Source organism: Clostridium sp. AF19-22AC, from assembly GCF_003479085.1.
Classification (GTDB): Bacteria; Bacillota; Clostridia; order Lachnospirales; family Lachnospiraceae; genus Faecalicatena_A; species Faecalicatena_A orotica.
Window position 1 is genome coordinate 141,615 of record NZ_QUGN01000005.1, and the last position, 18,471, is coordinate 160,085.

General features: G+C 45.1%; 17 protein-coding genes. 11 read left to right on the forward strand and 6 right to left on the reverse strand.

Going from position 1 to position 18,471, the window contains the following annotated elements; translation table 11 throughout:
• Nucleotides 1-69 precede the first annotated feature (69 nt).
• Genes DWX43_RS07940 through DWX43_RS07950 form a run of 3 tightly spaced genes read right to left on the reverse strand, consistent with a single transcriptional unit; the run spans nucleotide 70 to nucleotide 4,063 of the window.
• Complete coding sequence (locus DWX43_RS07940; RefSeq protein ID WP_118619945.1) at nucleotides 70-1,332, reverse strand: Glu/Leu/Phe/Val dehydrogenase; 1,263 nt, start codon at nucleotides 1,330-1,332, stop codon at nucleotides 70-72.
• Between the two features lie 42 nt (nucleotides 1,333-1,374).
• Nucleotides 1,375-2,649 (reverse strand): enolase C-terminal domain-like protein, encoded by a 1,275-nt coding sequence (locus DWX43_RS07945; protein WP_109730588.1) that lies wholly within the window; start codon nucleotides 2,647-2,649, stop codon nucleotides 1,375-1,377.
• Nucleotides 2,650-2,659: 10 nt separating this feature from the next.
• A complete protein-coding gene (locus tag DWX43_RS07950; RefSeq protein ID WP_109730587.1) occupies nucleotides 2,660-4,063 on the reverse strand; it encodes a DUF4147 domain-containing protein in 1,404 nt (467 codons plus the stop codon).
• Nucleotides 4,064-4,416: 353 nt separating this feature from the next.
• On the opposite strand from DWX43_RS07950, the gene DWX43_RS07955 reads away from it, so the two are divergent.
• The gene (locus DWX43_RS07955; RefSeq protein ID WP_109730586.1) at nucleotides 4,417-5,538 is read left to right on the forward strand and encodes a tyramine oxidase subunit B; all 1,122 of its coding nucleotides are present in this window, start codon (nucleotides 4,417-4,419) and stop codon (nucleotides 5,536-5,538) included.
• Between the two features lie 24 nt (nucleotides 5,539-5,562).
• The gene (locus tag DWX43_RS07960; RefSeq protein ID WP_118619946.1) at nucleotides 5,563-6,888 is read left to right on the forward strand and encodes an APC family permease; all 1,326 of its coding nucleotides are present in this window, start codon (nucleotides 5,563-5,565) and stop codon (nucleotides 6,886-6,888) included.
• Nucleotides 6,889-6,956: 68 nt separating this feature from the next.
• Here the strand turns inward: DWX43_RS07960 and DWX43_RS07965 are convergent, their stop codons facing one another.
• The gene (locus DWX43_RS07965; RefSeq protein ID WP_109730584.1) at nucleotides 6,957-7,814 is read right to left on the reverse strand and encodes a MurR/RpiR family transcriptional regulator; all 858 of its coding nucleotides are present in this window, start codon (nucleotides 7,812-7,814) and stop codon (nucleotides 6,957-6,959) included.
• Between the two features lie 181 nt (nucleotides 7,815-7,995).
• On the opposite strand from DWX43_RS07965, the gene DWX43_RS07970 reads away from it, so the two are divergent.
• The 9 genes from DWX43_RS07970 (at nucleotide 7,996) to DWX43_RS08005 (ending at nucleotide 15,668) form a co-directional block, all read left to right on the forward strand.
• Entirely contained in the window at nucleotides 7,996-8,670 is a 675-nt protein-coding gene (locus DWX43_RS07970) for a GntR family transcriptional regulator (protein ID WP_109733986.1), read from the forward strand.
• A 127-nt stretch (nucleotides 8,671-8,797) separates the two neighbouring features.
• Nucleotides 8,798-8,965, forward strand: a complete 168-nt coding sequence (locus DWX43_RS26920) for a hypothetical protein (RefSeq protein WP_181368878.1) — start codon at nucleotides 8,798-8,800, stop codon at nucleotides 8,963-8,965.
• A gap of 116 nt (nucleotides 8,966-9,081) precedes the next feature.
• A complete protein-coding gene (locus tag DWX43_RS07975; protein WP_118619947.1) occupies nucleotides 9,082-10,260 on the forward strand; it encodes an amidohydrolase in 1,179 nt (392 codons plus the stop codon).
• 68 nt (nucleotides 10,261-10,328) lie between these two features.
• On the forward strand, nucleotides 10,329-11,003 hold the full coding sequence (locus tag DWX43_RS07980; RefSeq protein WP_118619948.1) for a response regulator transcription factor: 675 nt from the start codon (nucleotides 10,329-10,331) through the stop codon (nucleotides 11,001-11,003).
• Nucleotides 10,991-12,169, forward strand: a complete 1,179-nt coding sequence (locus tag DWX43_RS07985) for an ATP-binding protein (protein WP_118619949.1) — start codon at nucleotides 10,991-10,993, stop codon at nucleotides 12,167-12,169. The genes DWX43_RS07980 and DWX43_RS07985 overlap by 13 nt, the downstream gene beginning before the upstream one ends.
• Nucleotides 12,170-12,389: 220 nt before the next feature.
• Nucleotides 12,390-12,920 (forward strand): hypothetical protein, encoded by a 531-nt coding sequence (locus DWX43_RS07990; protein WP_118619950.1) that lies wholly within the window; start codon nucleotides 12,390-12,392, stop codon nucleotides 12,918-12,920.
• Between the two features lie 149 nt (nucleotides 12,921-13,069).
• Nucleotides 13,070-14,134 carry an ABC transporter permease subunit gene (locus tag DWX43_RS07995; protein WP_118619951.1) on the forward strand — a complete coding sequence of 355 codons (1,065 nt, stop codon included), beginning with the start codon at nucleotides 13,070-13,072 and terminating at the stop codon, nucleotides 14,132-14,134.
• Nucleotides 14,131-14,793, forward strand: a complete 663-nt coding sequence (locus tag DWX43_RS08000) for an ABC transporter permease (RefSeq protein ID WP_182440650.1) — start codon at nucleotides 14,131-14,133, stop codon at nucleotides 14,791-14,793. Before DWX43_RS07995 ends, DWX43_RS08000 begins: the two co-directional genes overlap by 4 nt.
• Nucleotides 14,790-15,668: an ATP-binding cassette domain-containing protein gene (locus DWX43_RS08005; RefSeq protein ID WP_118619952.1), complete on the forward strand. Its 879-nt coding sequence runs from the start codon at nucleotides 14,790-14,792 to the stop codon at nucleotides 15,666-15,668. The genes DWX43_RS08000 and DWX43_RS08005 overlap by 4 nt, the downstream gene beginning before the upstream one ends.
• Nucleotides 15,669-15,696: 28 nt before the next feature.
• Here the strand turns inward: DWX43_RS08005 and DWX43_RS08010 are convergent, their stop codons facing one another.
• Nucleotides 15,697-17,115 (reverse strand): glycoside hydrolase family 32 protein, encoded by a 1,419-nt coding sequence (locus DWX43_RS08010; RefSeq protein WP_118619953.1) that lies wholly within the window; start codon nucleotides 17,113-17,115, stop codon nucleotides 15,697-15,699.
• A gap of 19 nt (nucleotides 17,116-17,134) precedes the next feature.
• Nucleotides 17,135-18,451, reverse strand: a complete 1,317-nt coding sequence (locus tag DWX43_RS08015; protein ID WP_118620002.1) for an ABC transporter substrate-binding protein — start codon at nucleotides 18,449-18,451, stop codon at nucleotides 17,135-17,137.
• Nucleotides 18,452-18,471 lie beyond the last annotated feature (20 nt).

Below are 18,471 nucleotides of genomic sequence, written 5' to 3' on the forward strand. Positions count from 1 at the left end.
GGATTTGTTTTTGGCAGAAAAAGGGGCATGGGCTCTCAGGGGAGAGCGTCCATACCTCTTTTTTTGTTCTTAAGGCCAGATTCCACGCATATTTTTAGCGTCGACTACACGCTTTACTGCAATAAGATATGCGCCGGTGCGAAGGGAAACATCTTTATCTTTTGCGATGTCCCATACGGACTGAAAAGCCTGATCCATAATATCTTTCAATTGTTCGTTTACATGTTCTTCGCTCCATGAAATAGACTGGATATTTTGAACCCATTCAAAGTAGGAAACAACAACACCTCCTGCATTAGAAAGGATATCTGGGACGATAACGATTCCTCTCTTGTCAAGAATCTTATCAGCATCAATCGTTGTAGGGCCATTGGCAGCTTCTACAATGATCTTTGCCTGAATTTTGTCGGCATTGGAGGCGTTAATCTGGTTCTCAAGTGCCGCTGGAATGAGCACGTCAACAGGAAGCTCAAGCAATTCTGCGTTGGTGATCCATTTTGCATTGCCAGCGTCATATCCTTCGAGAAGGTTTCCACGCTTTTGCGAAAGGTACTCTAAGATAGACGGGATATCGAGTCCGTCGGGATCGTAGAGAGCGCCTGAAACATCGCTGACAGCGGCCACTTTCAGTCCTTGTTCGTAAAGAAGTTTTGCGGATACGCTTCCGACATTTCCCATTCCCTGTATTGCAACCGTGGAATTTTCTGGAGAGAATACGTGTGCCTTCAGGATATTCAAAGTGGTAATCATGACGCCGCGCCCGGTTGCTTCGTTTCTTCCGAGTGCGCCTCCGAGTGCGATTGGTTTCCCGGTAACAACTCCCGGGACGCAGTGGCCCTTTAACATGCTGTAAGTATCCATGATCCAGCCCATGACGTTTGCATTTGTGCCAACATCAGGTGCCGGAATATCCTGGTCCGGTCCGATGATGGGGGCGATCATGGCTGTGAAACGTCTTGTCAGGCTTCGAAGCTCTGATTCTGAGAGTTTTGTTGGATCACAAATGATTCCGCCTTTTCCGCCGCCGTAAGGAATATTTACGACAGCACATTTGAAAGTCATCCACGCTGCGAGAGCCTTTACTTCGTCGAGGTCCACATTCTGATGATAACGGATACCTCCCTTTGCGGGACCTCGGGACGTGGAATGCTGTACGCGGAAACCTTCAAAGACTCTGACGCTTCCGTCATCCATGCGAACAGGCACGGCAACTTTGAGTTCGCGTTCCGGATATTTGATTGCCTCGTAATCACTGGGCACATAACCAAGGATATCTGCAGCATTGCTTACAACAGAGAGCATATTTTCGTAGGGATTATATTTTGGACTCATTTTCATTACCTTCCTTATAGAATTTATATTTTTAGTGTGTGTTTAAAATTTCAGCAGAGGGGATATGTCTGCAAGTCTGCAGCCCGGGTTTAAGTCGCGGGCACGCATGAGAAAATTCAGTTTGTCAATTCTCTCCCCAGAGCGCGGGGCACCGTTTTTAATAAAGCCGACCTGAAGTCCTACGGCAAGATCCATGACGATATCGCCAATGACACCGCCTGCCCTTCCGGATGGGATTGCCAGCAGATTGTGATCCATAGCATAATTGTAGGCGGATAATGCCTCGGTGATGGTTCCTACCTGATTGGGTTTCAGGATAAAACCATCTAATGCATCTAATTCATATGCACGTTTGAGGCGGTCGGGGTTTGTGACAATAAAATCGTCTCCGATGATATTAGTCCGGGTGATTTCTTTATGTGCTTTCGGATAAGATTCCCAATCCTCTTCATCCAGAAGGTCCTCTATAAATACAAAGTTAAACTTTTCAGTCAGATATTTTGTATAATCAATTAATTGCCGGGAATTCACCCTCTGCCCTTTTAAAAGATAGGTGTCATCATGACGGTCATACATTTCACTGGAAGCACAGTCGAATGCAAATCCGATCCGTCCGGTATAGCCACAATGGTCAATAGCTTCTGAGATCAGGTTGAGGATGACCTCGGGATCCTCTGATGGCGCCGCATATCCATAGGAGGGGGCGACTTCTGGTTTCTTCCCGGTATATTTTGTAATGACCGTCTCCAGTTCCTGGAATGTATTAATTCCCATCTCAACAGCCTCATCTATTGTGTCTGCCCCATAAGGCATGATGATGAACTCGTTGAAAGGCTGTGTTAGTGATGCGTAGCGGCCCCCGTTTACAACATTAAAGCTTGGCACAGGTACTGTTTTAACCGGACCACCGGCGATATAGTTGTAGAGCGGCTGGTGTGCTGCTTCGGCAGCTGCCCGGAAAGTGGCGATAGAGACGGAATAAATCGCATTGCCTCCGAGGTTCTTTTTTTCCGGGGTGCCGTCCAGAGAAATCATCTTTTCGTCAATCCCTTTCTGGTCGGTAACATCCATTCCAATCAGGGCTGGTGCGATAAATTTGTTTACATTGTCTACCGCCTTATGTACACTGAGCCCATGATATTCCTCCGGGTTGTTGTCTCTGAGGACACAGCATTCGGACATTCCCACGGAAGACCCGGTTGGGGCGCAGCCTCTGCCGGTGTACCCATCGCTCGTTACGACGTCTACCTCCACCATCGGGCGGCATTTACAGTCTACAATCTGTCGTGCATGTACGGATTTAATGATTGATTTCATGGTTTTCCTCCTATTCGTTTGTTTCCGGAATATACAGAACATTAAAGTCACAAAGGTTGGTACCGGTATTGCCTGTAAATACCGCATCCTCCATCTCGGAGAGGGCTTCATAGCAGGCGTGCCCCCTCAGTGCGGCGTGGACATCGATCTTTTTGGAAACAGCATTGGTGTAGCTTGTCGAATCGCATATGCCTCCTGCAACGGGGGTGGTACCGTCTGTTCCTTCGGAGTCGATGGACAGCATGCAGGCCCCCTTGGTTTTCTGCGCGGCGATGGCAAAGCTTAAAGTTAGTTCCTGTCCGGGTCCGCCGTGGCCTGTGATGAGTTTATTGTCCAGAATCTTCGTTGTGGTTTCACCGGAGCTTAAAATGACGCACGGCGGCTGGACTGGGTTGCCGTAGGCCTGTGATTCTCTTGCAATAGAAGCGAAAAATGTACCGGCGTCCTTACTTTCTCCTTCTAGGAATGAGGAAAGTATGATTGCTGGGATTCCCATCGCCTCTGCAATTTCTTTGGCATAAATGCAGGAATCAGGAAGCGTGTTCAAAAGAAAATAGGTGTTATTTGGGAAAGCCTTTGGCGTCTCACCTTCTGGCCCGACGTTCATCAAATAGTCCACGACATTCTTTGGAAGCTTATCGGCTACGTCGAATTCACGGATAACCCGCCGTGCATCTTCGAGTGTTGTTTTATCAGGGCCCATCGGAGTGCTGGCATACTTCTTATAAGGAATCCCAATGTCGCCGGTTGCAGGGGTTCCGACTGCATCGCTGATTCCGAAACCAATGAGTTCTGCACCGACAGATTCGATCCGTTTTGCAAGCATACCACCATTCAGGGCAGAGATATGGCGGCGGATGGCGTTTACTTCATAGATTCCGGCCCCGGATTTCAACATGATGTCGGTAGTCTTAATTTCATCTTCCAGTGTGATTCCTTCACGCGGACAGCTCATAAGGGCGGAACTTCCACCGCTAATGACAACGATGAATAAATCGTCCGGGCCTGCCTGATCTACAAGGTCGAGGATCTTAAGGCAGGCTTCATATCCAGCCTGGTTTGGGAGAGGGTGACCTCCAACATAGACGTCCGTATTTTGAAAACGATCTGTCTCTTCTTTGATTTTTACAATTGCAATTCCCTTTGTAAGCCGGTTTCCGAGTACCTCATCAACTGCCATAGCCATATGGTTGCAGGCTTTTCCGGCTCCCAGCAGGTAAACGTTCTTCTTTTTTGATAGGTCCCACGTCTTGGTTCCTATATGAAGCATGTCACCGTCGAGGTGCATGATACTTTTAATGCGTTCATAGGAATCCAGTTTCTTAAGAGTTTGTTCTGTAATATCCAGTACAATTTTTCTGGATAGAACATCGCCATGTGAGGTGAGTTGTTCGTAATTCTTGATTTTCTTCATAAGATCCTCCTTTTATATAGGTTTGCATGCTGGTTTGTTTATAGAAGCAGCCTGATTTGATGCATTTCATATATATCAGATAATGTATCAAATGATACAAATAGTATATTGCGATATATTGCAAAAATCAATATTATAATTCAGAAACGGCATAATTAACAAAAAATGAAATCGGAATTAGTTAATAATGCTGAAAAAACGAAAAAATAGAATAAAAACGAAAATAATATTGACAATTGCGATATAACGCGATAGGGTATATGTATTAAATAAAACATAAACAAAAACATTCACATGTGAAGAAAAAAACTAAGCAATTTGCCGACAGGCTCAATATGAAAGGAGACAAAAACATGTCACACAAAACAGAATTCTTATATTTATCAGAACAGGACACAATTAAAGCAGGAGTGCTCGATGCTGTAAAATGTATCGATAACGCGGAGGAAGTCTTTACTTTATTAAGTAAGGGAGATTACCTGATGGGGGGAAGCAACCATAACAGCCACGGCTTGGGAATTGTATTCCCGAAGGAATCCCCGTTCCCGAATATGCCGGTTGCCGGTCCTGATAGAAGATTTGTGGCAATGCCTGCTTATCTGGGAGGCCGGTTTGATGTATGCGGCAATAAATGGTATGGCTCCAATGCAGAGAACCCTAAGAAGGGGCTGCCAAGATCTGTGCTGACCGTAACTTTGAATGATAAAGATACAGGTGAACCACTCTCATTTATGTCTGCGAACCTGTTGAGTGCTGCAAGAACAGGCGCAGTACCGGGAGTTGCTGCGAGACATCTTGCCAGAAAAGATTCAGAAGTTGTAACCGTTTTAGGCTGTGGGCAGATTAACCGTTCCTGCCTCCGTTCTATTCTGACTCAGCTTCCGAATGCAAAGAAAATCGTATGTTATGATATTTTTGAAGAAGCCGGAAAGAAGTTTTTAGGATGGGCAAAGGAAGAACTCGGAATCGATGGAATTGTGACGACAGATTTGGAAGAAGCAGTAAGGGCCGGAGAGGTAATCACGGTTGCAGCATCTCGTCTGAAACCATTATATATTAAAGATGAATGGCTTCAGGAAGGCGTGACACTGCTGATTACAGGACCAATGCAGTCAGACGATTCCTTCTGGATGAATACAAAACTGATCTATGATAATGTAAGGCTGCACGAGGCATATGTGCAGGAAGCCGTTGAGTCTGGGGATAAGGCTGCTTCTTATGCATCCGTAATCGGAGGACCTATCTATACTCTGATTGATGATGGAAAGATCCGCCCACTGGTTGAATCCACGAGTATCGGTGAAGTGATTCTGGGAGAAAAGGAAGGGCGTGCAGACAGCAAAGAGAGGGTTACATTTGTTGCATGTGGTATGGCTACTTTCGATGTGGGACTTGGATATGACCTGTACCAGACTGCATTAAAAGAGGGGATTGGGCAGAAGCTTGTTTTATGGGATGATCCTTATCAAAAATAGTGGGAGAGTGAGAGGACAGGATATATGGAGAATAAAGAAAAAGGTAAAATTGGCTTAATGACTGCTACATTCATGCTGATCGGAACTATTATCGGTGCATCATCCTTTGTAGCAAGCGGATATCAGGCGGAGGCAATGGGGCCTGCAGTGTGGCTGGTATACATAATCGGTGCCCTTTTAACGGTCCCAGTCTGCATCCAGAGTGCACAGATTGGCTGTATACTGCCTGTGGAGGGCTCAAGCTATGTGATGGTAAAGAAGACCAGTGGGAAGTTAAGTACATTTATGTATGGCTGGCTTTATATTATCTGGACGGCAATCTGGCTTCCTTATTGTGCGCATACGATTGCAAAGTATGTAAGACTGTATATCCCCGGGGCAAATGTTTACGTGGTTGCCGTGATTGCACTTCTTCTGTTTGGAGTCATTCACTCTTTCGGGTTTGAAGCGGCGGCCAGGTTCCAGAGTCTGATTGTTATTATTTTGATGGCGGCAATGCTGGTATTTGTTATTATGGGGATTCCTCATGTGAAACTAAGCAACCTAACGCCAATGTTCCCGAAGGGGGCGGGCCCGGTTATAGGCCAGATTATTCCGGCATATTTTGGGTTTGTAGGAATCAATACGATGACAGAATGGGCCGGAAATGTCCACAAACCACAAAAAAACCTGCCTAAAGCTATGTTTTTATGTATGGTAATTGTTACACTGCTGTATTGTGGAATGACTGCAGTATTATGTGGTATGATGCCCTATACAGAGCTTGGCATTGACACGCCGGTTTCTATCGCATCCATGCAGTTTGGAATGCCGGCAGTCACAGCGCTTGTGACGCTTGGGGCAATGTTTGCAACGATTTCAACCTTGAACGGGATGTATGTGTGCCTGACCCATGAGCTGCATAACATGTCCTGTCAGGGAAGCATGCCCGCGCTCTTTAAGAAGACAGCAGGGAAGAAAAATGCACCTATCGTAGCTGTCTGGTTTTCAGTTGCCGTAGCTATTCTTTTGAGCTTTATGAGTGAATCTATTATGGAGTATATAGATGTGGCTACAGCTTTTGTCATGGTAAGCCTGATCCATTCAGCATTTGTATCTGTAAGATTAAAGAAGGTTCTGCCAAAGGCATATGATGAAGCAGCATTTAAGATGAAGGGAATCTGGTATTATATATGGCCGGTCCTTGAAATCGCTTCATGTGGATTTATTCTGGTAGTTACTCTTGTTGGAAGTCCTAAGCTGCTGCTTCCTATGATTGTGATTATTGGAATCGGGATTGTATTCTATTATGTCTATGCTGCAAAACATGAAGGGGCAGAGACTGAAGGTGAAATGCAGAAATCTATATAATACAGGTAATACAAAAAAGTCCTGCAGAATGGCTGGGATGCCGCGCTGTAGGACTTTTTTTCTGTGATTTACAGGCCGAGGTAAAATCCCTGACTCAGGATAGATTCCGTCTTTTCCAGAATGGATTGAGCCTCCTTGTGGTTCTGTCTGGCCATTGCCGTTATCAGGTAGTTGGTGAGGCAGAGTGGCGCAGCAAATGAATTCTTATAGGAAAGGCTGGAAATCGCACATGGAAGAATGATATCTCCATATCCGCTCACTGCCTGATAGTTCAGGCTTGTAATCAGGATCACCTTACTGCCGGCATTCTTCATCCATGAGATGATGGAAGAGCTGACCTTTGAATAACGCGGAAAAAGATAGGCAATACAGACATCATCTTCCCCTGCATTGACGATTTCTTCTGGGTAGATCATGCCGACTGACTGGATTAGGTGTACATTTTTTCGGATCTCACCGAGGCGTGAGGCCATATAATAAGCGGGGGAGAAGGAGCTTCTCATGCCCAGGATGTAGACGGAGCGGGCACGAATAATCGAATCCACTGCCGCATCAAGGTCATCACCTTTCTGTGCCGCGAGAGTCTGACGGATATTCTCGATATCATTCTGGAAACAATCTGACAGGAGCTCGTTATCCGGAGGCTGCGCTGTATCCGGAAGCCTTTCAGAAAGTCTGGCTTTCGGGGCAGAATTGGCATAGATATCTTCTTGGATTGCTTTCTGCATCTCGGAGAAGCCGTCATATCCTAAAACACGTGAAAAACGGATGATTGTAGTCGTACTGACACCGATCTTCCTAGACAGCTCGTCCAGCGTATAGAAAGCGACCTTGTTCAGATGACCTGAAATATAGTCGGCCACATTTTTCTGTGAATTTGTAAATGAGGGTGTTTCTGAGGCTATACGTTTTGAAAAGTCAGACATTTGCTTTACCTTCCTATTGTAAATATATTTACATAATCTTATCATTTTTGACATCATGCGTCAACGCAGGAGCGGGCGGCTTTGACTGGAATGCGGTCAGATTTTATGTTATTATGGAGACTATAGGTAACTGTTTACAGGCGGCCTGTGACCGGCAGCGACTATAAAGAGGTGATTTAAGATGCCAATACCAAATGAAGAAAAAAATTATGAACGTACATCAGCTAAGCAGATGGTTTATGAAAAGATGAAGGACTGGATTATTGAGGGGAAACTGGAGGCCGGAGAGAAGGTGGCAGATGCCGAGATTGCCGCCTATTTCAAGGTGAGCAGGACTCCGGTAAGAGAGGCAATGCAGCTGCTGGAGATGCAGAAGCTGCTGAAGTCATATCCGGGTAAATCTACAATTGTAACAGAAATCCAGAGGGACCAGATCGAGAAGTATTATCTTCCGATGGCTAATCTGCAGCAGCTTGCAATGACGATGGCAGTTGAAAAGATTAAGCCGGAGCATATTGAGGAATTGCGGTACCTGAGTAAACGTTTCGGACACCTGATTGCCTCACAGGACGAGCCGCTTCCGATTCTGAAAGCGGATAGGGATTTTCACAGTTATATACTTGACATTGCGGACAATGAATATGTAAAAGATTTCTGCAATGTATTGTGGATTCATATCCAGCGTCTGGAATATAGTTTTTTCAAGGATTCCCCGTCTCTGGAACTGTCTGTGAAGGAACATGAAGAGATGATCAGTGCACTGGAATTCAAGGATGGATTCTCGGCTTCGATGCGGATGAAACAGCATTGGGACCGTACCGTGCTGGAAATTTACAGTTTGGAAAAACAGTCCTGATTTATTACAAAAAAGTAAGCCATATTTTTGAAAATGAAAGGTTAATGTAAGGCAGCCGTAAACACCATATGTTAGAATAAATCATATACATAGTAGTGATGGATTCGACCCGGCAGGAGGCGGTTATATGGTGAAGAGACAAAGGGATTTTAAGGTTGTGGCAGAGATATTGAAAGGGATTGTGCTTTGTATTTTATTGTTTCCTGTAGGGGTTATATTCCTTGTATTAGGGACTATTACGGGACTTGCCGAGCTTTTTTTAAGAAAACTTGACAAATTTAAAATATGCAGCTGAAAGAAATAATAATTGCTGAGTATGTAAGGAAAGTTCCCTGTAAATACTTATAGGAGATACAGTAAGAGTCTGTAAAAACTGTATCTTTACAGGTATTTATGGAAGGGGACTTTTTTATGTGGATTGTGAACGGAAGAATATATACGATGTCGGGAGATGTAATCAGCAATGGATATGTAAGGACCAAAGGAAATCTGATCGAATCAGTGGGAACGATGGAGAGTCTGAAAAAGGAAAAGAAGGATCCGGCACATGGCAAGAATGAGAAGGTGCTGGATGTACATGGGGCATGGGTGCTGCCCGGATTGATCGAGGCCCACGCCCATATAGGCCTGACGGAAGAAAAAAACGGTATTATCGGTGATGACTGTAATGAGATGACCAATCCGATCCTTCCGGGGCTAAGGGGTCTGGATGGCGTGAATGCGATGGACCCGGCTTTTCACGATGCGATTAAGGCCGGAATCACTTCCGTTATGGCGGGCCCGGGAAGTGCAAATGTAGTTGGCGGCCAGTTCGTTTTCATGAAAACTCAGGGCAGATGTGTGGACAATATGATTGTGAAAAGTCCTGCCGCCATGAAGGTGGCATTTGGCGAAAATCCAAAGACGTCATATGGGGACCAGAATATGTGCCCGGCGACGAGAATGGGGATTGCATACATGCTGCGAAAGGAGTTGTTTCAGGCATCGCAGTATCTGGAGAAGAAGGAGAGCGGCAAGCTTGAAGAACAGGACTTTGATCTGGAACCGTGGATTCCTGTGCTGAAAAAAGAAATTCCGTTAAAGGCCCATGCACACCGGGCGGATGATATTCTTACCGCGATCCGGATCGCGAAAGAATATGATATCGATATTACACTAGACCACTGTACAGAGGGGCACCTCATTGCAGATGAAATCGCCGCGTCTGGTTTTCCGGCTATCGTCGGGACGGACCTGACGGCCCGGTCCAAAGTGGAGGTTGAATATATGAGCTTTAAGACAGCCGGGATTCTGGCAGATGCGGGAGTGAAGGTGGCTGTGACGACAGACCATCCCGTGGCGCTGATCCAGTATCTTCCAATATGTGCAGGATATTCTGTGAAATATGGGCTTCCTATGGAAGAAGGCCTGAAGGCGCTCACCATCTATCCCGCACAGATCTGCCGTACAGATGACCGTGTGGGAAGCCTTGAGCCCGGAAAGGACGCAGACATTGCAGTGTTTGACGGGAATCCTATGGAAGTATTTACCCAAACACTTTATACAATTGTAGACGGGGAAATTGTCTATGACAGGGAGGAAAACAGGTAGTATACTGCCGGAGAGACGCTTGTTTCTCCGGCATTTTAATAGTATGATGTTAAAAGAGGTGATACATAATGAATTATAAAATACTCATGGTGGATGATGACGAAGAACTGCTGAAAATGCTGCGTAATTATTTTGAATTGAAGCAGTACTCTGTTATCACGGCATCAAATGGCATGGAGGCACTGGAAAAGATAAAACTGTCCCCGGACATCATTCTCTTAGATGTGAATATGCCTCTGATTGACGGCATGGAAGTATGCAGGAGAATCCGGGATAAGATTTCATGTCCGATTATATTCCTCACGGCAAAAGTGGAAGAGCAGGACCGGATCAACGGGCTTTTGTCAGGTGGGGATGATTATATATTGAAGCCGTTCAGCTTAAAAGAGCTGGATGCCAGAATTACCGCTCACCTGAAACGCGAGGAGCGTCACAGGATTAAGGCGGACTACAGGTTCCACGGCGGCATGATGATCGATTATGCGGCGAAGAAGGTACAGGTTGGGGAAACCTATCTGGAGCTCACAAAACTGGAATATGATATTATTGAATTCTTATCCATGCACCCGGGGCAGGTGTTCGATAAGGATCGCATCTACGAAAAGGTGTGCGGCTATGATGCGGAAGGTGACAGCCGCGTTGTGACCGAACTGGTGCGCAGAATCCGTAAAAAAGTGGCAGAGCATACAGAGACCGAGTATATCGAAACAGTCTGGGGGATGGGATACCGATGGAAAAAATAAGAAATCTCTCGTTAAAGTCTTCAATTGTTCTTTATATGGCAGTAAGCCTGCTCTTCAGTTTCCTGCTGTCAGCAGTGATTGTACGGACGGCTACATATACACAGCAGCAGGTCTGGCAGAAATATGCAGATGACGGGTATTATGAAGCAGCGGAGAACAGGGAGGAGGGTTATGAGGTAATCGTTTCCAGACCGAACCAGAGCCAGATGTCAGAGATGGACTGGCATATATCTGAGCTGTGTGATTTTCTGGAAACATATACAGTTCTGATCGTTTCAATAGCGGGCAGCTTCATTGCGGTCGGACTGTTCTATAGAAATAAAATAAAGGTCCCGATCGAGGAACTGAATAAGGCTTCCCGGATGATTGCGGAAAATGAGTTGGAATTTCAGATTACATACGAAAACCGGGATGAATTAGGCCGCCTGTGCCGTGAGTTTGAGAAAATGAGGGGCCAGTTAGAGGAAAACAACCGGACACTCTGGCGCATGGTCGAGGATGAACGGGCGCTTCGTGCGGCCATCGCTCACGACATCCGGTCACCGCTTTCTGTGCTGAGCGGCTATCAGGAAACACTGCTCGAATTTGTACCGGAAGAGACACTTGATAAAGAACAAATCATCGATATGCTGAAGGCCGGCAGGGACCAGATCGGGCGGATGAACCGTTTTATAGAAACGATGAGAAATATGACAAGGCTGGAAGACCGCGAACTCGAGTATACAGATGTGGACGTGGAAGTCCTGGCTGGCCGGATACAGGAAGCGGCAGACATCATTTGCTGCAAAACGGGGAAACAATGCACAGTCAGGATACAGACTGGCACAAAGGTATTCGGGATAGATTCGGAGGTAGTCCTCGAGGTAGCAGAGAACCTCCTGTCCAATGCCCTGCGGTATGCGAAGGAAAAGACAGAGGTGATTCTAACATCGGCAGGACAGGAACTGATCATAACCGTTCAGGATGACGGACAGGGGTTCACGGAAGATCCCGATACACTTACAAAAGCCTTTTACCATTCGAACCCGCAGGATGACCTGAAACATTTTGGAATGGGAATGTATATCAGCCGGATCTACTGTGAAAAACACGGAGGCAGACTTTTGACAGGAAATCTGGCACAGGGAGGGGCGTTTGTACAGGCAGCATTTAAGACAGAAAGATAATATAAAAGTTATTGCTAAAATCAAGAAAAACGTATATAATAATAGTACATAAAAGAGAAATCTTATATGTATTGGGTGTTTGTCGGAAGTACCCGTATAATAAAAACCGAAGAAATTGCGAGGCGTTTATCGGATGTGCCTGGCTTAATAAAAACCGAAGAAACTATTTATAATAAGGAACATCCAAGAGGATGTTCCTTATTAAATATACGGAGGAAAAATGACAGATATACAAAACATTGAATGTGTATTTTTAAAAGAAGAGTATTTTATTTTGCATTCCCAATATAGTAAGATGTTAGATCCGGGACACATTCAAAAACAGAGTAAAAGGTCGTATTTATATGTAAAAGTGAAATATGAAGGAAATAATTTGTTTATACCATTGAGAAAAAATTTAGGAAAGGCGGTACGTGCATTTGGAAAGATCGGCTATAGCGTACCATCAATCGAGAAACCTAATGCAGGTTTAGACTATAGGTATATTCTTATAGTCAATGAAGAAAAGTACATAGAACATCCGGTTACTTTGAGAATACCAAAGGCTCAATATAAGATTATTTGTGATAATTATAAGACAATCGAAAAAGAAGCTTTGGCTTATGTTAATGGATATGTTAAAACAGCAATTAAAGATAGGGTTGAAAAAGAAGCTAAATATAGAGAATCTAGTTTATTAAATTTTCATGATGAATTAAAAATTGCAGAAAAAAAGATAGAGAAGTATAAGAAGAAATTCGACAACAGATAATTAAATATACGATTCGTAACCTTCTGGTACGTTCCATAATGCATTAAAACATCCCAGGGCATTTGTCCGGGGATGTTTTTGATTTTATTGTCTTTTTGTTGTGAATTGTCCGGTATCCTGTCTTTAAAGAAGAGAAAGGCGGGATATTTATGAAAGCAATTATAAAGAGAGAAATCAAGAATTATTTGAAGAACCCTATCTTCTGGATCGGACTGGTGATTGTGATTGCAGGTGTCTATCAGTGTCTGGCCCCGTATATGAAAATCCATTATTTTAAATCAGACGAGGAGATTCAGAAGATTAAGGTCAGTGTGCTGTCTGATGCCGATATTGCAGACGGATATCTCCCTGCATCACCGGAAGAACAGGTGGAACTGGCAGCCGGAAGGATCAAAAAGTCTTTGACAGATGACTTGAAAATGTCAGAATCTGAGGCTGATGAGATCATCCGGGGGATTCGGGGAATGAGTGCAGCCGAGGCTGCAGAGTATCTGCGAAAATACCATTTCTATGGAGCAGAGTATGTTTTTGAGGACTACAGGTATCGCCAGGGGACTATGGAGGAAGTGAACGGATACATTTCCCAAAAACTTGAAAATCATGCATTCTCGTATTATTTCTCAAGAAAGTTTGCTGATTTCGGCGGCTTGTATATGGCCTTCTTCTCCGTGATACTTTTTGCATTTCTGTTCATTCAGGATACGAGAAAGAATACTTATGAACTGCTCCACACTAAGCCTGTCCGTGCATGGCAGTATGTGCTCGGGAAAGTGGGCGGGGGATTTCTGACCGGGCTGCTCGTTCTTGCTGTACTGAACGTGGTATTCATGACATTATGCTTCCTGTGTGCGAAAGACTCCGGCTTTCCGGTAAATCCGGCAGACTTTCTGTTTTCAACCTGCGTATACATTCTGCCAAATATGCTGATGATTATTTGTGTATACACGATAACTGCACTGCTGTTTAAAAATCCCCTTCCTGCGGTGCCGCTTCTGTTTTTGTACATTGTGTATTCGAATATGGGGAGCACCGGGCCGGACGGGATGTATGGTTATTACGGGAGACCCCTTGCAATCATGGTCAGGTTTCCCGGAACATTTTTTGATACCTCACCGCCGCCGATGGTTTGGTTAAACCAGTTGTTTCTGGTCTTTACTTCAGCATTGCTGATGACACTGGCCGTATACATCTGGAAAAGGAGGCGGGTATATTGAGAAAAGAAATGAAAATCTGTCTTCCTGTTTATAAAGTATTATATTCAGCAGCGTTTATCGTCATATTAAGCATCATCCGGGGAATATCACGGGTAAGCGAAATCGGATTGGCGATGGAACCTCCGGTTGGCCTGTTGGCGCTGGTGTTCTGCGCGGATACTTACTGGATCGAGATCCAGTCAAAAAGAGCAGAAGTATTTAAACTCTGCCCCCTGAAAAAGCAGGCGGGTGCTGTCCGGAAACGGCTGGCTATTCAGATGGTTTTTCTGACAGGATGTTCTGCAATGGGATATGGAATGTTTTACTGGCAGAAACCAATGGCGGTAATAGGCGGGGAACAGCTCGCAGAATTTTTGGTTTTTCTGGCTGCGATTACTGTAACCATTATGTTTTGGGGAACCTTATCCATGACAATCTGTAATATTTTCAGAAATATATGGGCGGGGATCGGCTGTACACTTTTTCTCTGGATGACACTAAATTCACAGGCGGGAGACCGGATTTTGGGAAAATACAATATATTTTCCTATACCTTCCGGGATTCCTACGACATCACCAATTTAAGCTGGCTGTGGGGAAAAAGTATTTCATTACTGATAACACTTGCTCTGGCCGCGGCAGTTCCGCTCATTTTAAAGAAAAGGGAGGCAGCACTATGAGTGTAAAAATAAAAGATTTGACAGTAACGTTTAAGAATCGTGTAACGGCAGTAAACCACGTGGATATGATGATTCCGAAAGGGATATACGGACTGCTCGGGGAAAACGGCGCAGGCAAGACAACACTGATGCGTGTGCTGACAACAGTATTGAAACCTACAGGCGGCACCGTTTCGCTGGATGGGATTTTATACGGTGATAACACATATGAGAAAATCCAGAAGAAGATCGGTTACCTCCCTCAGGAGATTGATCTGTACCCGAACCTGACAGTGAGGGAATGTCTGGAGTATATGGGGGAATTATCTGGAATCGAAAAGACCGTCTGCAGTCAGAGGATTGATTTTTACCTTCAGAAAACGAGTCTGGCGGCTCATCAGAAGAAGAAAATAAGACAGCTTTCCGGTGGGATGAAACGCCGGGTGGGACTGATTCAGGCGCTTTTGAACGAGCCGGATTTCTTAATTGTAGACGAACCTACCACTGGTTTAGACCCTGAGGAACGTATCCGGATTCGTACACTATTAGTAGACTTCTCCAAAGACCGCACGGTTCTGTTTTCGACACACGTAGTGGAGGACCTGGCTGCCACCTGTAACCGGCTCTCTATCATGAAAAAAGGTTCCATCCTTTACTCGGGCGGTATAAGGGAACTGTTGGAAGAGGCAAAAGGCTGTGTCTGGAGCTGTTATGCGGAGAATGAAGAAGAGGCGCTGGAACTGGAAAAAAGTTATCACGTTTCCGCCAAACAATATGTGGATAACGGGCTGAAATTGAAGCTGTTGTGTGAAAAAAAGCCAGATGCGGACTGCAGGCCGTGCGAAGTTACGCTGGAAGATGCGTATATTTATATCACAAATATGAAGGATTATTGATTTTGCAGGGGGTATTGGCCCCCTGCATTTATGAATCTGCCAGAAGGTGGTAAACATTTCCTTTTACCTGTTCCAGTTTTCCATCCCTCATGTAAACATTTATCATTACCTTCTGTGCTTCCGGAAAGATGAGATTGCTCATTACCGTTTCTCCACCGTTCAGGAAAAGCTCTGTCTGGGAATTATCCAGAAGCAGTCTAAGCTTCAGGCAGTTCCCGCGGCAGCTGGCGTATCCTTCGTATCTTCCAGAGAAATCCTTATGTGCATTGATACCGGCATGGGTCCGGTCGACGAAACATCTGTTGTTTTCCGGTTCTACACTTACATAGAATTCCTGCCCGCAGCCGTAATCCAGTTTTAAACCAAATTCCTTGGGCCATGCCTTACCCCGGTAAAATTCAAGCTCCAGCTCCTGGCTCAGATATGTAAACGGCAGTAAGAAGACAGTTTCCTTTTCGCCTTTCGCCTGATCGAAACTACTTACGGCAATCCGGGCGGCATCATGGCGGAGATATTTGATTTCTTCCGCGGGTTCCTGTATCAGCCGCCTGCCTGTCCCGCGGCCATTGCCGTTAGTCAGTTTCAGTTCCCTTACAAAGGACATTTGTCCCTTGAAAGGAGTTGTCGGAAGAAAATCCCGATACTGCCAGTTGTCTGCCCATGCGATCATCAGCCTGCGGCCGCGGGGGGCATGATTCCAGGTTACCCCGGCATAAAAATCCTTTCCATAGTCCAGCCACAGCACTTCTTCCTGCGGGTTGGAATTTCGAAATTGAATGCCGTCAAACTCTCCCACAAAATACTGCATACCGGTGCCGCCGGCTGGTGAACCCTGATTGATGCTGATGATCAGAATCCAGCAGAGTTCCCCATCAGTTTCCACTGGAAACAGATCCGGGCATTCCCATACCCCGGCATGGCTGCCGTGTCCTTTACCGAAAGAGGAGAGGTAAGACCAGTTCTCCAGATCGTCTGAACCATAGAACAAAGCTTCTGTACCGCCGGATAAGACCATGACCCATTTTTGCGTCTGCTCATGCCAGAATACTTTGGGGTCCCGGAAATCCGGTTTTTCAGGATGTGTAAGAATCGGGTTTCTGGGATGTTTTTCCCAAGTGCGCCCTGCGTCGTAGCTGAATGCCAGCCCCTGACTCTGTCTGCCAGTCCCGTGTTCACTGTATGTAAAAAATGCGGCCAGTCTGTGATTCTTCTCGTCTGCCACTGCACTTCCGGACCAGATCTGTCCAATTTCGTCTGGAAACAGTGCATTGGGAAGTCTCACCCAATGCACCAGATCCTGACTGACAGCATGTCCCCAGTGGATTTGTTCTTCTATATTATATTGATGAAATAGGTGGTACTCGCCTCTATAGTAAACCAGCCCGTTTGGGTCGTTAAGAATGTATGCCTCCGGCGAAAAATGATATTCTGGTCGAAATCGTTCCATACTGCCTCCTGTGTCTAATCTATTGAGCCTTTAACTCTTTAAAGTCTTTTTTCAGTTTTTCCACGCATCCATTCCAGTCATAGTCGCCGTTAAAATACCCCTGAAAGTCTGCTGCAGACTGTGTTTCATAACCTGACGGGAATCCGTTCATAACCCACGGTATTGTTTTTCCTTCATTAATGTATCTCTGAACTTCTTTTGACAGCGGGTCGCTGATTTCGATTCCGTCATAGTTTGTAAATGCCGGGATAAATCCAAAGTCATCTATAATAATTTTCTTCCCGTCATCTGACTGGAACAGCCAGTTTAAGAAATCTTTGGATGCCTGTTTCTTCTCATCGCTTGACTGGCTGTTAACGCACCAGTAGATGGAGATGCCTGTTGCAATACTGTCTTCGTTTACGCCCTTTAAAGGAATAGGGAGCATTCCAAGCTTCTCGGACATTTCTTCTGAAATTCCTTTTACCTCAGGCCCGATCCAGTTCCCCTGCTGGACAACGGCAACACGCTCAATTGCAATTCCCCCGCCAATCTGTGAAGAATAATCGACTGCATTCAGAAGGGCAAGGTTGTCTTTGGAAGTTGTATATTTTGTCTCCAGATCGACTAAATCTTTCAGTGCATCTGCATAAATCAAGTCAATAGAATCCTTCTGCCATAATTCAGAAGCTGAGGTAAATTCATTTGCCAGAGCCACATTTAGTGTATGTAATCCCGGAATCCATGACTCTTTGGCGGCATATTCTTCTACCGCTTCTAATGCAGGGAACTGTTCGGAAAGCTTTCCTGAGTCAATCTGCTCCTGCAGGTCTGCAAATGCTTTATCTATTGCATCATAGCTTGTCAATTTCTCCGCGTCAATTCCTGCGGCTTCAAAAATATCTTTGTTGTATACGAGGCCGTACCCTTCTATGCCTACCGGCAGCCCGTAAACTTTTCCGTCTCTGGTCATATCATCTAAGGAACCATCCACGACATTTTCTACCCACGGCTGGTCGCTCAGATCCTCCGTATATTCCAGAAGGTTGTCGAGCTTATCGCCTGCTGCATAGATATCTACGGAATCTTTGTTAAGAAGCTTTGCTTTCAGATTCGTATTATAATCATTTCCCTGAATACTTTCCACATTGATCTTTACATCCGGATTCTGCTCCATATACGTTTTTGCCGCCGCTTCTAACTGGGATGCAATCTCTGATTTGTTCTGGTACAGATTAATGGTAACCTGTCCGTTTTTACCTCCATTTTCCCCGGACTTGTCCGAAGACCCGCAGCCTGCCAGAGATGCTGTCACCATAGCCGCTGCCAACATTGCACATAATACTTTTTTCCTCATCTTTTTTTCCTCCTGAAATT

Excerpts from the sequence above, each read along its gene's own strand:
- DWX43_RS07945 (WP_109730588.1), bottom strand. The coding sequence starts at position 2,649 with ATGAAATCAATCATTAAATCCGTACATGCACGACAGATTGTAGACTGT.
- DWX43_RS26920 (WP_181368878.1), top strand. The coding sequence starts at position 8,798 with ATGGTGAAGAGACAAAGGGATTTTAAGGTTGTGGCAGAGATATTGAAA.
- DWX43_RS07995 (WP_118619951.1), top strand. The coding sequence starts at position 13,070 with ATGAAAGCAATTATAAAGAGAGAAATCAAGAATTATTTGAAGAACCCT.
- DWX43_RS07990 (WP_118619950.1), top strand. The coding sequence starts at position 12,390 with ATGACAGATATACAAAACATTGAATGTGTATTTTTAAAAGAAGAGTAT.
- DWX43_RS07950 (WP_109730587.1), bottom strand. The coding sequence starts at position 4,063 with ATGAAGAAAATCAAGAATTACGAACAACTCACCTCACATGGCGATGTT.
- DWX43_RS08015 (WP_118620002.1), bottom strand. The coding sequence starts at position 18,451 with ATGAGGAAAAAAGTATTATGTGCAATGTTGGCAGCGGCTATGGTGACA.
- DWX43_RS07975 (WP_118619947.1), top strand. The coding sequence starts at position 9,082 with ATGTGGATTGTGAACGGAAGAATATATACGATGTCGGGAGATGTAATC.
- DWX43_RS07985 (WP_118619949.1), top strand. The coding sequence starts at position 10,991 with ATGGAAAAAATAAGAAATCTCTCGTTAAAGTCTTCAATTGTTCTTTAT.
- DWX43_RS07960 (WP_118619946.1), top strand. The coding sequence starts at position 5,563 with ATGGAGAATAAAGAAAAAGGTAAAATTGGCTTAATGACTGCTACATTC.
- DWX43_RS08010 (WP_118619953.1), bottom strand. The coding sequence starts at position 17,115 with ATGGAACGATTTCGACCAGAATATCATTTTTCGCCGGAGGCATACATT.
- DWX43_RS07980 (WP_118619948.1), top strand. The coding sequence starts at position 10,329 with ATGAATTATAAAATACTCATGGTGGATGATGACGAAGAACTGCTGAAA.
- DWX43_RS07955 (WP_109730586.1), top strand. The coding sequence starts at position 4,417 with ATGTCACACAAAACAGAATTCTTATATTTATCAGAACAGGACACAATT.
- DWX43_RS08005 (WP_118619952.1), top strand. The coding sequence starts at position 14,790 with ATGAGTGTAAAAATAAAAGATTTGACAGTAACGTTTAAGAATCGTGTA.
- DWX43_RS07965 (WP_109730584.1), bottom strand. The coding sequence starts at position 7,814 with ATGTCTGACTTTTCAAAACGTATAGCCTCAGAAACACCCTCATTTACA.
- DWX43_RS07940 (WP_118619945.1), bottom strand. The coding sequence starts at position 1,332 with ATGAGTCCAAAATATAATCCCTACGAAAATATGCTCTCTGTTGTAAGC.
- DWX43_RS07970 (WP_109733986.1), top strand. The coding sequence starts at position 7,996 with ATGCCAATACCAAATGAAGAAAAAAATTATGAACGTACATCAGCTAAG.